We start from the raw sequence: 14,242 nt of genomic DNA, 5'->3' as shown, positions 1-14,242 counted from the left end.
ATTAGTAGTATTGTCTGTCTGCTTATCCTTCTTATGATTCTAATAAACCTTGATATTGGACTATCAAATTATTTTTTCAACCCCTCTAAATTTCGCTTCGCGGGAATCGCTATCGCTCGGAGCCCCTTGAGAAGGGGAGACTTCTTTATATGATCTCTCGAAAACCTCTCAATTTAAATAAGTTAAAATGTAAAGTACCGCACACCTTCCTGTTTCATGAATTCGGCTACTTCCGGTGGAGCAGCGGTGCCGATTCCCTCAATCAGGTCAGCTTCAGTATGATCACGGTTTGGCAGGTAAATACCGCAAACTTCAACCCGGACACCTTGATCCATCAAACTCATTAAAAGTTGTTTGGGTGAACGATCGGCAGGAGCAAAGATCGGGGATTCAGAGCCCTTCAGAGCCAGGTCCCCGGCGTTGCTGCAGAGAAGTATGCGCACGGATACATCCTTGTTCAGCGACTGCGTGGCCAATACCATCGCCATCATCTGGGTTTCCGCATCGTCTGAGGTCAGAACCACAAAGAGAGATTCAGTATCGGCCTGTGCATTTACAAAACCCGCAAATCCAAAAAGCACTGCGTATAATGTTATGAGAGTTTTCATGGCTTTTATAACTTTTTAATAAATAATTGAAAAATGATTTTTAACCTGTTCTGAGAAACATAAAATCCCTCATTAGAGTAATAAATTCCCCTCCTTTTCACTTACACAGCCTGGGAATCTAAATTCAGTACTCAAATATAGACTATGCAAAATCCTCTACTGCTACCTGATAGGCGTGCAGCGGATTGTCGCGATCTCCCTCATACTCCTTGTTATATTTTGCCACCTCTTTAAGGATACGTTTTACAGTAGCCTCATCCTGAAAGGAGAAGAAAAGAGTGGAGTAGATTCCCTGATCTCCTTGCGAGAACCAGGTACGAATATCCGGTTTGTGTTTTTCGGTCCGGAAGCCGTACATCTCGGTTTCGCTATAAACGGGAACGTTGTTTCGCGTCATCATGGCCCGCACTTCATCGGAAAATTCGGCGATACTTAATATGATTAATAGTTTCATGGGTTTGGTGATTTGGTTTTAATGGTGATATCAGACCTGACAGGTTTGAAAAACCTGTCAGGTCTTATCATTATTTCTTCTTTTATTTCCGTACAATCTCTTCAGGTCTTCTGTTTTTATTCACCATAAAGTAGATCAGCGGAACGGTGACAAGAGTTAATGCCGTGGATGCAATTGCACCACCCATCAGTGAGATTGCCAGTCCCTGGAAAATCGGATCGAACAGAATTACAATCGCGCCAATTACTACGGTACCGGCTGTCAGCAGAATAGGCATGGTTCGAACTGCACCGGCTTCTACAACGGCATCAGCCAGTGAATTGCCCTGCCGCAAACTGATCTGGATGAAGTCGATCAGCAGTACGGAGTTTCTCACCATAATACCGGCCAGGGCGATCAAGCCGATCATCGATGTGGCCGTAAAGAAGGCTCCGGTAAACCAGTGCCCGATCAGAATTCCAATTAGAGACAGCGGTATGGCGATCATCATGATGATGGGCACTCCGAAATCCTGGAACCACCCGACAATCAGGATGTAGATGATGACCAGCACCACTGCGAATGCTATTCCCAGATCGCGGAATACCTCAAGGGTGATCTGCCACTCACCATCCCATTTTACTGTCAGATCTTCACTGGTAAAAGGCTGACCTGCAAACGCCTGCTCCAGGCTGTAACCGGCCGGCAAAGTGATATTGTCAATCTCATCTCTTGCATCGAGAATGGCATAGACCGGACTTTCAATCTCACCGGCCACTTCAGCTGTTACATAAACAACCCGCCGCTGATTTTTACGGTGGATACTCTTCTCCAGCTTTCGCTCTTCCTGCTGAACCAGATCACCGATTGGGATCATGGACCCGGTTTGCGACTGAACATGCAGTCCACCGAGGCGGTTTACTCCGGACCGGCCTGCTTCATCCAGTTTCATCGTAATGGGAACAAGAGCCGCTTCTTGTTCGCTATAAAGTGAACTGACCGGATGCTGCCCCAGAATCATTCCCAGCGATTCAGTAACCTGATTTGGCATGACACCGCTCATGGCTGCTTTCTCTCGCTGAACTGCAAACCTGTACTCAACCTGTTCATCCTCAACCATCCAGTCGGTATCCACAATACCGGGTGTTTGCGTGAAAATGCTTTTGACCTCTTCACCAATGGATCGCTGCATCTCCAGGTCGGGGCCATAGACTTCAGCCACAAGTGTAGACATCACCGGGGGACCGGGCGGAACTTCCACCACTTTCACGTTCGCATTATACTTCTCGCCAACAGCCTGAACCAGCGGCCTCATGCGCTTGGCAATATCGTGACTCTGATCCGATCGCAAGCTTTTATCTACTAAATTCACCTGTATATCGGCCACATTGGATGACTGTCGCAGATCGTAGCTTCTCACCAGTCCGTTAAAGTTAATCGGAGCATTGGTTCCGGAGTATATCTGATAGTCATACACTTCAGGTACTTCGAGAAGAACCAGACCTACTTCCTGGGCTACCGCTTCCGTACGCTCCAGTGTTGTGCCTTCCGGCATGTCGATGATGAGCTGAATCTCATTTTTATTATCAAATGGCAGCATTTTTACCTCAACCCATTGGACGTAGAAAAGCATCAATGTGGCAAAAAGGACGGCCGTAGTGCCAAGAAGAAATGCCCACCGTTTCCAGGTGCTCTCCATAAGCGGACGCATGGTTTTGTCGTACAACTTGTAGATGATGGTCTCTTCCAGTTTGTAGCCTTTACCGCTGTTTCCACTGGATTGAACTCTTGCCGCACGCAGCAGACGATAGCCCAGCCAAGGTGTGGCAATCAGCGAGATGATGAGCGACAGAATCATCGCCACGGTGGCTCCAATCGCAATCGGACTCATGTAGGGGCCCATCAAACCGGAAACGAAGGCCATCGGGATAACGGCAGCAATAACGGTGAATGTGGCCAGGATCGTTGGGTTCCCCACCTCATTAATCGCGTAGATCGCGGCCTGCTTAAACGGCAGATTTCTCATCTTAAAGTGGCGGTGCATATTTTCTGCTACAATGATCGAGTTATCCACCACGATTCCGGTCACAAACACTAGGGCAAACAACGTAATCCGGTTGAGGGTGTAGTCGTACATGTAGTAGAAAAAGAGCGTAAGGGCAAAGGTGATCGGTACCGAAATGAATACCACCAGGGCACCGCGCCATCCCATCGCCAGAAATACCACAAACGATACAGCAAGTACCGCCACAACCAAATGGATCAGCAGAGTGCTTACCTTCTCGGTTGCCGTTTCACCGTAGTTTCGGGTGGTTTCTACCTGAATATCGGATGTGATTACCGATCCGCTCAACTTTTCGACCATCTCATCAATCTGTGTGGCAATGGTCATGGCATCTGCTCCCTGACGCTTCGCCACGGAAATCGATACCGCAGGGTAGGAGAGTCCGGCTTCCATATTTTTTTCAACAGATGAAGCGGGTCCCGGAACATACGAAACATAGTTTCTCGGTTCACCCGGACCATCGTTTACCTCTGCAACATCTCTCAGCAAAATGGGATCGCCCTGACGAACATCCACAACCAGCGAACCGACATCATCTGCCGTTTCCAGGAAGTTTCCGGTTTGAACCCTAAATTCCTGATCATTTTGTGTAAACGTGCCCGATTTAAACTCACTGTTGGCTGCCTGAATGGTTTGAGCCACACGAAGCGGATCGATCATCATAGAGGCCATTTTTGTCTTATCAAGGACCACTTCAACCGTTCTGGATCTGCCACCGTGTAGTTTCGTTTCCGCCACATCGGTGATCGATTTGATCTCATGATCCAGCTCCTGCGCAACCCGACGTATCTGATAGTCATCGTGCACATCACTCCAGAGGGTGAGTGTAACGATCGGTACATCATTAATTGACCTTGTTTTGATGAGCGGCATGGTGACCGGGTCGGGCTTGGTATCCATAAATTTCATCACCTCATTGTAGAGGCGAACCAAGCTTCGCTCTACATCCTGGCCCACATAAAATCGGGCAGAGACCATCGCCTGCTCCGGCATGGAGGTGGAGTAGACATACTCAACCCCGGAGATATTGGAGAGAATTTTCTCCAGCGGGATGGCTATTCTATTTTCTACTTCCTGGGGTGATGCACCCGGGTACCCGACATAAATATCGGCCATCGGTACATCAATTTGTGGTTCCTCTTCGCTCGGTGTGAGCCAAACGCCATACACACCGATCGCTAAAAAGGCGATCATCAGAAGCAGTGTCAGCTTCGAATCGATAAACGCCTGGGCAATTTTACCTGCTAATCCGGTTTTCATTGTATTCAAGTCTTCTATTTTAAAATTTCTGTGCTCAGTGTGGCTTATCTGCTACTTATCAGTTGGCCCTGGCGAATCGACTTCCCGGGATTCACAACAAACTGTTCCCCAGGGGTTAAGCCTGTGATAATTTCAACCCTCTCTCCCGAATGTTCACCGAGCCGGACCCATCGAAGTACGGCGCGATTGCTTTCAGATATTGTATAAATTCCCGTTAACTGGCCGCGTTGAACCACTGCACTTGCAGGGATATAGAGACTTTCGGACTGATCAAGGTTGACGCGGATTTCTGCAAACATTCCGGTTTTTAGCTGTTCATTGATCGATTCATCTTCAATGATTGCCTCTATGGCAAACTGTCGGCTCATAGGATCACCCGCTTCACTGATTGCCGTCAGGCGGGCAGGAGTCCGGTTCAGACCGGCAGAAGAGATTGACACTGAAACATCTGTTCCTTCCGATAGCTTTGAAATCTGATTCTCCGCCACGGTAGCGGCAATCTTCACTGAACCGGGATCAGAAACTGTAATCAAAGGATGTCCCGGTGCAGCCATGTCACCTTCAGAGATGTACTTGCGGCTTACTATACCGTCAAATGGTGCACGAATGGTCGTGTACTCCAGCATCTCATTAACTTCATTCATGCGAGCTTCCAGTGCTTCCATATTTGCTTTGGCAATTTCGTACATGGTAGATATGTCGTCCATCTCTTTGGATGTAGCACTCTCTTCCGCATAGAGATTCCTGATTCGATTATAATTTTTCTCAGTGTTCTCCAGGTTAGCTTTTGCCTGAACCTTGTTGGCTTCAATCTGTGATTTTTGAGCCCGGATCTGGTCATCTTTAATGCGCACCAACAGGTCTCCCTTCTTTACCCGGTCGCCCACGGTAATCGGCGCAGCTGTTACGGTTCCCATTACAATCGTGCTGAGATTTGCCCGGTTATGGCTCTCAACTGTTGCGGGGAACATCGTTTCCGATAGGGAAGGTGAGAGTTGTGCTGTTTGAGTTTCAACTTCCACAGAGCTTTGTTGTGGCAATGACGCCTCATCTGCCGAGCATCCCGAAAAGAGAATCACCGTTAATGTAAGTGCCAACATTCCTGATATCGATTTCATCGTCTTATTGATTTTCTTTTTCATTTTATTGGTTCGTAAAATCTTGTTCGAGCAGCATCTCCAGTGCGGCAATGCTCATATTGTATTTGTATAGTGCCATGACGTTTTTCAGCTTGGCTTCGGCCAGTTTCGTTTCCGCTTCAAGCAGGTCAGTCGTTCGCGCCATACCTTCCTTAAATCTATTTGATCGGATTTTCACGTCCTCGGAGGACTGTTTGATCGCTTCCTCAGTCAGTTCAAGTTCCTTCTCCGCATGTTCAAGGGATCGGTACGCCCGGCGTACCTGATTTTCCATTTCAAATCGGTGGCTCTCCTGCATGCTTCTGGCTTTGTTGTAGTTTGCACGCGCTTCCTGAACCTTTCCGGCCTGACTGAAGCCAGAAAAGATGTTCCAACGTAAATTTGCCCCGATCATGTATGAATTTGCGCTGAAGCTCGCAAAATCAGGATCGTTATACTCATAACTCCCAAACAGATTGATTTTAGGCAGAAAGCTAAAAGTGGCCGATTTTGTCATTCTTTCAGCAGCCTTCACTCTCTGCTCAATGGCTCTTGTCTGAGCATTATTGACACGAATTTGAGTAACATCTGTAGTTATAGATGCATCGTCAATCCCATAGAGATCTTCTGTGGGGCTGATTGTAACGGATCCGTCCAATCCCAACAGAAGGGCAATCTCTTCGCGAACACTGTTTAACTCATTCTCACTGTTTATTTTCCGGCTCTCCAACTCCAGTTCATAAACTCTGGCCGCAAGGAAATCTTCTTTACTCAAGAGTCCCTCTTCAAAAAAGTTTTGGGCCTGGCGGCGATGTTCTCCGGCTGTTTGAAGTGCTGACTCCAGAACATCCAGCTGCCTTATGTGGAGAATCAGGCTGTAATATTGGTTACGTACCTGATATCGAATGTGGTTTTTGGTTCCCTGTAACTGTTCATTTACCGAATTTAGCTGACTTTTTACGGCGCCTCGCTGCATCATCATATCCGGATTAAACAGCGGCTGACGAACTTCAAATTTGGCGCTGTAATTTTCATAAGCGTCCGGATCATTCAATAGGGCAGGGTTAAAATCCTGCTGACTTACAACTTCCTGTTTCAGCTTAAACGCGAATACATTAAGCGGATCGTTTGTGGAAATCGCGTTATACTCAAATGAGAGCTGGGGAAGAAAAACCGCATTAGTCTGACGATACTGCGCCCGTGTTGCCTCCACGTCATGTTCTGCCTGTTCTATTGAGAAATTTTGCTCCAGGGCCAGCTCCATGGCTTCCTGCAGCGATATGGAAAGTTCTTGCTTGTCTGCCATGCTGCTCTGTGCCATCAGAATAGATGGCATCAATAACAACCCCGCAAAAAGGCATAGTTTTAGTACATATGAATTTATTGAATTCATTTTAGTGATTGATTTTTAGATGGTTATGATTTTAAAGTCTTGAGTTCTCAGAGAGCATTGAATAGCTTTCAGTTACTTCTGATCATTTTCTATTCCTTTTGAGTTGGATGCTGAGATGCAGCCCAATCGGGATACCCTTTTTCCAGTCTGGATGCCGAATAGCCATTTTTATTGAGCATTTCTACTGCATCATCTGCCATCTCGCAAAGCGGCCCGCGACAGTAAGCTACGATCTCTCTATCTGACGGAAGTTCATTCATTCTGTGCTGAAGGTCCTTTCTGGGAAAGGAGAGTGCATTTTCAATATGGCCGTTTTTAAACTCCTCCTCAGGACGTACATCAATTACGACAACACTGTCTTCCCTGATCATTTTAATTAAATCTTCTGTTGAGACAGTTTTTAGATACCCACGTTCTTTTCTGAAACTATCTAACAACTCGAAGATCTCTTCATTTTGTGAGAATCCCAGTCGTCTAATGGCGCACCAGGCATTAAATACCTGCTGATTTGCCAGTTTGTAGTAGTTGTATTTTCCCCTTCTTTCACTCTCAACCAGATACGAGTTTTTCAGCACCTGAAGATGTTGTGAAGCATTTGCAACAGAAAGGTTCGTATTTACGGCAATATACTCTACCGGAACCGGACCCTGCGCCAATAAATCCAGGATCTCCAGCCTGCGTGGATTGTCCAAAGCTTTGATCATTCCGGCCATCTCTTTATAGAGTGATGTTTTAAAGTCTCGAATGTTCATGCTCAAATTCATTTTGTTCGAATACATGATAGGAAGGCTCTGTACTTCATTCAATAAAACTATTGAATGAGAATAACTTTGAAATTATAAACGTCTAAATAGCAGTCTAACAATCTGATAAGAGGTATGGGAAGATTAATTATGAATCAGTATCTGTAACAATAGTTACAAAATAGAACGGCAAAATTGAGCATAAAGTAAAAAAGAGTATTTTATCTTATAATTGTATATTGAGATTGTTATTTAAAACCGACTTCAATTTATTTTATGATTCACAATCAACATCTATTCCACATTCCGGTTATGGGAACCGGACACTCTATAGACAGTCCCATCCGGGTTGCTCATCTCGGAATTCACTCAGTCATCTCTATTGTCGATGATCTGCTATGTGAAAAGATTCGGAAGCACTATAGTACTGAATATCAAATACCCTATAAAAATATCCCACGATCTGCCGGGGATGGAAGGGCTGAACGTATTACAGCGTATCTGGATACTGTGTCAGATATTGTCAATCAAAAGTTTGAAGATCTAAAAGAGAGCCCGCTTTTTACAGGCTCACAGAAGGATCGATATTTTAATCTGCTTCCTGATGGCAACCCGTTAAAGAAAAGTTATGAGTTCATTTCATCCTTAGGTGACAAAGAGTCTCGAGAGCACTATATCCGTGAATTAACGGATAAAATGACACCGGGAGCTATTGATGTTAACATCATGGCAAAAGTGGATGCACTTCGGCTGGATAACGATGACCAACCGATGAGTTCTGAGTTCAGCGATGCAAGTGCAGCGCTTAGAGGATTTGCAAACAGCAAGCTGGAGTCGAGTGTTGTTCTCTCAGCCGGGTTTAATCCAAGGCTCTATAATTATCTTTCGGAATTCAGAGATTTCTACCGAGATCAATCCGGAAAAATCAAAAAGAAGATTATTCTAAAAGTAAGTGATTTCCGTTCAGCCCTGATTCAGGGTAAATATCTGGCTAAGAAAGGATTGGAAGTTGCTGAGTTCCGAATTGAATCGGGATTGAACTGCGGCGGGCACGCATTTGCCTCCGACGGACACCTTTTACCGATCTTGCTGCAGGAATTTCGAGAAAAAAGAGAGCAGCTTCAGGCAAGTTTTCAGCCTCTCATTCAAAAGTTTTACGAATCCCGGGGATGGGATTATCCATCAAATGATTCGGACGTTGCAAAAGCACGCATTACGGTTCAGGGTGGAATCGGAACCCACGGCGAGTTGCAGCGACTGTTAAATGACTTTGAAATGGATGGCACCGGATGGGGAAGCCCATTTCTGCTTGTACCGGAAGCAACGTGTGTAGATGATTTCACATCCGATTTACTGGCAGAGGCCGGTGAAAGCGAACTCTACTTGAGTGGAGTATCACCGCTTGGGGTACCGTTTAACAATATTCGCGGCTCCGGGTCTGAAATTCATACAAAAGAACTGATCGACAAAGGCAAACCCGGCTCTAAATGTCCGAAAGGGTTTTTGGTATCCAATACAGAGTTTACAGAAAATCCGATCTGCACGGCCTCGGCTGAGTATCAGATTCTGAAAGTGAATCAGATTCAGGATAGCGACATGCCGCAGATGAAAAAAGAGCGGGAAAAGAAAAAAGTGCTCGCTAAAACTTGTCTCTGTACAAACCTTGGAACAGGTTCGCTGATTCGTCTTGGAATTATGAAGCCTTCCTACGGCCGACAGGCAATTTGTCCCGGCCCGAATGTAGCTTGGTTCGACCGGCAGTATTCGCTTGATGAGATGGTCAATCATATTTACGGACGGCAAGAATCTCTGGTTCCCTCAAAACGGCCGCACATGTTTGCAAAGGAGCTGGTGATGTATGTTGACTACATCAAAGAGCTGTCTGAACAGATTGATGAAGATGAACAGGAGTGGAAAAAGCTGATTAAGATGAGAAGAAACCTTGATAAGGGAATGGAGCTCTGTCTTCAGATTTCAGAAGAAAAACCCTACAAGGGTGAGAATCTGGAGTCTATCCGAACAACGGTTGAAAAGCAGCAAGAACGACTGGACGAAATCTTTGCAGTTACGGCTTAACGTTTGATTCTGTCCGCGTGAAAGGTCGGGGGTTGCTCTCATTCCGGCCTTTTCTATTTCTGAAGATCAGGCACCTGAAAATATTCGATGCTTCATCTTCCAGATCGATTTGAAAAAAGGTGAGTAGGGCACTGAGGAGAAGATTTTCAGCTCCTGGCCAAAATGGGTCTTCTCCTCCAAAAAGTGCAAGATTCTGTCAAACCCGTTTTTGTAAAACAGGTCGTGGAAAATCTGAACTGAAATCGCCGGATCGTGTTTGAGCAGATAGAGGAGCATCATGTCGTACACCCTGAACCGATAGGATGACGCCAGTGATTCGGGGATTGGCGAACCGTTCTCTACCGCAATAGCAATCTCTTTTGAGTGTTTTAAAATTCGTGTAAATGCGTAACCGGATGAAGGTTTCGTCACACCTCCCATTGTACCAATATTGTACACATTTTGGCAGAGCCGAGCGGGGTAGCGTCTGTCTTCCATTGGAATGACGCCATCTTCTCTCCGCGTGATCCGGTATGAATTCTTATCTAAACCATACCGCAGTTCTATATATCGAATCAATTCCGTTTCATACTCTTCGGCAGTCAGCAACACTTCATTGAACATTGTGTACTCAATCAGAGCTCTGTTGATTGAAAAAGGCAGTACATAGAAAAATGTGACACCGCTGTTTTGAGGTACGTCAAAATCCATAAAAATGGCTCTTTTTGGGTCAAAAAGGGATTTTGAGGTTTCAATCTCCCAGCCCATAAAGTGCTGTTTCAGACTGATGTCTGACCTGGTGTGAGGTGTAACGGGCGGTTTGAGTACACTTTGGAAAATCGTATTGGCATGAAAATCTCCTGAATCGGTCTCCATCATGGCTCCTTGATCTGTGGAACGAAATCCGTTGATTTTTGTCTCTATCAAGGTAACGCGTGGATCGTTTTTGGCCCGATTTAAAATCATCTCGGTAAAGTCCGAACTTTTGACACAGAAATATTCATACCGTTGCAGTTGCTCACGAATTTCCCTATTCATAGCCCGAACCTCAAGGTCTTTCCAGGAGTGGTGAATCATTCCGGTTTCGGGAAGGTTTGCATCATCCCAAAAACACCATGTTTTATCATTTTTTGGGGTAAAACTAAGGTCTGTTAAAAGAATATTGAGGTTTGACAGCTTATCAGAAGAAATCAGATTCCAGAGCAGACTTAATCCCGCAGCTCCCGCACCTGCAATAATCAGATCAAACTTCTCAGCGGTTTGGGATTTGTCTGTCATATTCGATGAAAAGAGATTTGAGGTTATCCGGCTGATGGACTTTGCGTGTTCTGATTTACAGAAACTGTAACGCAGTTCATATCCGTTCAAATTGGGTTTAAAACGTGTATTGAATACCAAATGAGTGAGCCGATCCATACCCGGTTGAAAATGGGACAAACGCGTAATTAAATGTCAGTGGCTCAACAGAAATTCCGAGACCTGTACTAAATGGGCGTTCAGTTGGCCCAAATTTATAGGCTCCTCTGAATTCAAAAATTCCGGCAAGATCCGCGATGGTTCCGAAAGTTAGGTAGCCGTCATTAGAGTTCTCTGCAGCAAAATCTCCTGTGGAATAGTTATTCAGCGGAGTGGTCCAATCTGTAAATAACGTCATCAGCACCGGAAAGTCATTCTCACCGGGTGTCACAAATTCAATCATTCGAGCGGATAGTCCGGCTTTCAGCACCGAAGGGAGAGGGGTTTCTTCGATATCCAGCTCCTCCATTTCGCCAACATTATTTAAGCTCAAGCCAAGGGTAACTCTTTCATTCAAGAATCTGACAGCACTGCCGAGATTGATTGCATAACCGTTGGCCCGAAGCTGAAAGATCTCCTCTCGAAGGTAGTGTGCGGTTGCCCCGAGTGAAACCGGTCCGAGTTTATACGATAATCCACCGCTCACAGCGAGGTAACTGATGGAAAACGAACCGGATGGGGGTCCGGGTTGATTTCTGGCTTCAAAATCATCCGATCGGGTTGAGTAAACCCCGGCTCCAAATGTGAAACGATTTTTTTTACCATGTACCGCAACAAATTGAGACTGCACATTTGAAATCCAAAGTGTATAGTTTACATCGAGTCCTGATTCTAATTCATACGAGAGAAGTGCCGGATTCATGTAAAAAGAGGAAGAACCGGTTGGCACTGCTGAGGTTCCTTCACCAAGCGATAAGATTGAAGAGGAGGGGCCGATATTTAAAAAATCAAGTCCGCTGCCAGTATCTTGCGCCGGCAGAGATTGAACACTCATTGTTAAGAGAAATATCGAAACAATAAACGCGGTAGAAAGAGATTTCATCAAAAAAGGATTCATATTCAGTGTATGGGAGCGCCTGAAAATATCGGGCAGAAGCCTCAGGATACAAAATATTAATGAAAAGGATTTCCGCTTAATTTTCATACTTTTGGCCTATTCATTATGAAAGGATTTTGAAACGCCTTCTTTGAAGGGTTAACCATAAAACTATTTTTCAGACAATGACAAAACAGCAGTTATCATACAGAATGCCGGCTGAATGGACACCGCATTCTGCAACGCAGCTCCATTGGCCGTCAAACAGGGAAACATGGCCGGGTGAACGTCTGCAGCGCGTTGAGCAGGTTTATCTGGACATCATTGAGGCTCTGCATCCTTACGAAGAGATTGTACTGCTGGTGAATCCGGGTGTAAACCTTAATGATGTGAGTAAATTAATGGAAACCAGGCTGATTGATTTGAATCGAATCCATCTCTATAGCGTCCCAATCAATGATGTATGGGCAAGGGACTGCGGACCAATTTTTGTTCAGAACTTGAAAGATCCCGAAGATTTTTTAATCACAAACTGGGAATACAATGCCTGGGGCGAGAAATACCCTCCGTTTGATGATGATAACCGGCTTCCGGAATGGTTTTCAAAATCTTTTGATCTTCCATTAATCTCTACCGGAATGGTTTTGGAGGGTGGATCGATTGAAACAAATGGGAGAGGTGTACTGCTCACAACCGAGTCAGTCTTGTTGAATAAAAATAGAAATCCTAAACTTTCAAAAAGTGATATTGAATCTCACTTAAAACATTATCTGGGAATGGAAAAAATAATCTGGTTAAAGAGAGGCCTGCAGGGGGATGATACGGATGGCCATATTGATGATCTCTCACGGTTTTTAAATAGAAATACGATCCTCACCATGCTTTCAGATGATCCGGATGATGTGAACTATGCAATTCTGAAAGAGAATTATGAGATATTGAAAGGGGCGGTCGATCAACATGGGCAACCGCTTCATATCGTCACACTTCCATTGCCGCAAACAAAAATTAAAGGCACCACTGTTGACGGATCTGAATACGTACCGGCCAGTTACGCCAACTTTTATGTAGCAAACGGTGTGGTATTGGTTCCGCTATATGATGAGAGACATGATGATGAAGCATTGGAACTATTCAGGGAGTTTTATCCCGGCAGAGATGTTGTAGGTATTGAGTGCGCGGATCTTGTGTGGGGGCAGGGAAGCATTCACTGTATAACGCAACAACTATACGGCATCTCCTTTTAATTGAGCTATTGATTCATCAAAGTGCTTCAACAAGCTCCCACACTTCCCGTTTTACCAATTCCCGGGTGCGGTAAATATTATCAAAAAACTCATTGATATTTGTATTTGGATGAGCGTGGCGAATCAGCTCATCCGTAAAACCAAACTCGATATGTTCCAGCTTATCAAAATAGTCGATAGTTGAGAAATTATATCCGTAATCGAGTCCGCCGGGAACGATCAGCTCGTTCAGTTCCCACCCATTCATTTGATCGCGATCCATACGTGCTTCATGGAGCGGCCTGGCTATTTCATCTTCAAACATTTGATATTCATACTCATAACCGAGCCCAACACTCATATAGTTCATGACAATATATCGGCTTGGGTTAAATTCGCTGCTTTTTACTACACTGTTTCTGATTCTCCAGAGTTCAGAATGATTGGGTGTAAAAAACTTCCTGTAGTTCTCGGATATCCGCTGAATCTCCCGTTGGGAAAAATTGTCGGCGTATTGATCGAGAATATCTTCAAATCTTGATAGTTCGTTGCTGATGGTAATAACCACATAGTTGTAGAAGGAGTTTTGTGAGCCCGGATAGGTGACGCGATAAACAGACCAGCTTTCAATATTATCGCCCTCAATTCGAGTTTTCTGAATCGGGATAAATGTGGAATTTATTTGTTGCAAAAACTCGCTCTCCTGCTCTCTGTCAATATTCAGGTAGTCGATATGCATGTAATGCCCCTGTCTTTCCTGGGCTTCCAAAGGTATGCTTAATAGAAGGGGAATAGAAAAGATGAGTAGTAAAATTCGCTTAAGAATAATCATACCTACCTCCTTTGGGATTAGAAGTTAATTCAATTAACAAATAAATTTGAACAATTTGAAGTTTGAGAAGCTATTGACAAAATAATCTAATGATATAATGGCAGGCACAGGATTGCCTTGAGTGCAGGTGATGGAAATGGTGAGGGGCGGAATTCCTTGTTACATTGTCTTTATACT

The 14,242-nt window shown here is 44.8% G+C and carries 11 protein-coding genes; 2 read left to right on the top strand and 9 right to left on the bottom strand.

Features of this window, described 5'->3' with window-relative positions:
• Nucleotides 1-182: 182 nt before the first annotated feature.
• The 6 genes from BG260_RS07965 to BG260_RS07940 form a co-directional block, all read right to left on the bottom strand.
• Nucleotides 183-608: a DsrE family protein gene (locus BG260_RS07965; RefSeq protein ID WP_069131439.1), complete on the bottom strand. Its 426-nt coding sequence runs from the start codon at nucleotides 606-608 to the stop codon at nucleotides 183-185.
• Nucleotides 609-750: 142 nt separating this feature from the next.
• Nucleotides 751-1,062 (bottom strand): hypothetical protein, encoded by a 312-nt coding sequence (locus BG260_RS07960; RefSeq protein WP_069131437.1) that lies wholly within the window; start codon nucleotides 1,060-1,062, stop codon nucleotides 751-753.
• An 82-nt stretch (nucleotides 1,063-1,144) separates the two neighbouring features.
• Entirely contained in the window at nucleotides 1,145-4,366 is a 3,222-nt protein-coding gene (locus BG260_RS07955) for an efflux RND transporter permease subunit (RefSeq protein ID WP_069131436.1), read from the bottom strand.
• Nucleotides 4,367-4,410: 44 nt separating this feature from the next.
• Nucleotides 4,411-5,484 carry an efflux RND transporter periplasmic adaptor subunit gene (locus BG260_RS07950; RefSeq protein WP_069131433.1) on the bottom strand — a complete coding sequence of 358 codons (1,074 nt, stop codon included), beginning with the start codon at nucleotides 5,482-5,484 and terminating at the stop codon, nucleotides 4,411-4,413.
• Between the two features lie 25 nt (nucleotides 5,485-5,509).
• A complete protein-coding gene (locus BG260_RS07945) occupies nucleotides 5,510-6,877 on the bottom strand; it encodes a TolC family protein (protein ID WP_083750174.1) in 1,368 nt (455 codons plus the stop codon).
• 89 nt (nucleotides 6,878-6,966) lie between these two features.
• The gene (locus BG260_RS07940; RefSeq protein WP_083750178.1) at nucleotides 6,967-7,629 is read right to left on the bottom strand and encodes an ArsR/SmtB family transcription factor; all 663 of its coding nucleotides are present in this window, start codon (nucleotides 7,627-7,629) and stop codon (nucleotides 6,967-6,969) included.
• 267 nt (nucleotides 7,630-7,896) lie between these two features.
• Here BG260_RS07940 and BG260_RS07935 point away from each other — a divergent pair, with 267 nt between their 5' ends.
• On the top strand, nucleotides 7,897-9,696 hold the full coding sequence (locus BG260_RS07935; protein ID WP_069131427.1) for a hypothetical protein: 1,800 nt from the start codon (nucleotides 7,897-7,899) through the stop codon (nucleotides 9,694-9,696).
• A gap of 66 nt (nucleotides 9,697-9,762) precedes the next feature.
• On the opposite strand, the gene BG260_RS07930 is transcribed toward BG260_RS07935, so the two are convergent.
• Complete coding sequence (locus BG260_RS07930) at nucleotides 9,763-10,953, bottom strand: lycopene cyclase family protein (protein ID WP_069131465.1); 1,191 nt, start codon at nucleotides 10,951-10,953, stop codon at nucleotides 9,763-9,765.
• A 97-nt stretch (nucleotides 10,954-11,050) separates the two neighbouring features.
• Entirely contained in the window at nucleotides 11,051-11,965 is a 915-nt protein-coding gene (locus BG260_RS07925; RefSeq protein WP_141691545.1) for a PorV/PorQ family protein, read from the bottom strand.
• A gap of 227 nt (nucleotides 11,966-12,192) precedes the next feature.
• Between BG260_RS07925 and BG260_RS07920 the strand changes: the two genes are divergently transcribed.
• Entirely contained in the window at nucleotides 12,193-13,254 is a 1,062-nt protein-coding gene (locus BG260_RS07920; protein ID WP_069131424.1) for an agmatine deiminase family protein, read from the top strand.
• Between the two features lie 16 nt (nucleotides 13,255-13,270).
• On the opposite strand, the gene BG260_RS07915 is transcribed toward BG260_RS07920, so the two are convergent.
• Nucleotides 13,271-14,065: a hypothetical protein gene (locus tag BG260_RS07915; RefSeq protein WP_141691544.1), complete on the bottom strand. Its 795-nt coding sequence runs from the start codon at nucleotides 14,063-14,065 to the stop codon at nucleotides 13,271-13,273.
• Nucleotides 14,066-14,242: the final 177 nt, after the last annotated feature.

The sequence above is a fragment of the Rhodohalobacter halophilus genome (assembly GCF_001715195.1).
Taxonomy (GTDB): Bacteria; Bacteroidota; Rhodothermia; order Balneolales; family Balneolaceae; genus Rhodohalobacter; species Rhodohalobacter halophilus.
Note: the sequence above shows the minus strand (reverse complement) of the source record. Positions and strands in the feature narration are given on the sequence as shown.

Bases quoted from the DNA above. Each gene is read 5' to 3' on its own strand.
- BG260_RS07915 (WP_141691544.1), bottom strand. From the start codon at position 14,065: ATGATTATTCTTAAGCGAATTTTACTACTCATCTTTTCTATTCCCCTT.
- BG260_RS07960 (WP_069131437.1), bottom strand. From the start codon at position 1,062: ATGAAACTATTAATCATATTAAGTATCGCCGAATTTTCCGATGAAGTG.
- BG260_RS07935 (WP_069131427.1), top strand. From the start codon at position 7,897: ATGATTCACAATCAACATCTATTCCACATTCCGGTTATGGGAACCGGA.
- BG260_RS07925 (WP_141691545.1), bottom strand. From the start codon at position 11,965: ATGAGTGTTCAATCTCTGCCGGCGCAAGATACTGGCAGCGGACTTGAT.
- BG260_RS07920 (WP_069131424.1), top strand. From the start codon at position 12,193: ATGACAAAACAGCAGTTATCATACAGAATGCCGGCTGAATGGACACCG.
- BG260_RS07950 (WP_069131433.1), bottom strand. From the start codon at position 5,484: ATGAAATCGATATCAGGAATGTTGGCACTTACATTAACGGTGATTCTC.
- BG260_RS07965 (WP_069131439.1), bottom strand. From the start codon at position 608: ATGAAAACTCTCATAACATTATACGCAGTGCTTTTTGGATTTGCGGGT.
- BG260_RS07930 (WP_069131465.1), bottom strand. From the start codon at position 10,953: ATGACAGACAAATCCCAAACCGCTGAGAAGTTTGATCTGATTATTGCA.
- BG260_RS07955 (WP_069131436.1), bottom strand. From the start codon at position 4,366: ATGAAAACCGGATTAGCAGGTAAAATTGCCCAGGCGTTTATCGATTCG.
- BG260_RS07945 (WP_083750174.1), bottom strand. From the start codon at position 6,877: ATGAATTCAATAAATTCATATGTACTAAAACTATGCCTTTTTGCGGGG.
- BG260_RS07940 (WP_083750178.1), bottom strand. From the start codon at position 7,629: ATGAACATTCGAGACTTTAAAACATCACTCTATAAAGAGATGGCCGGA.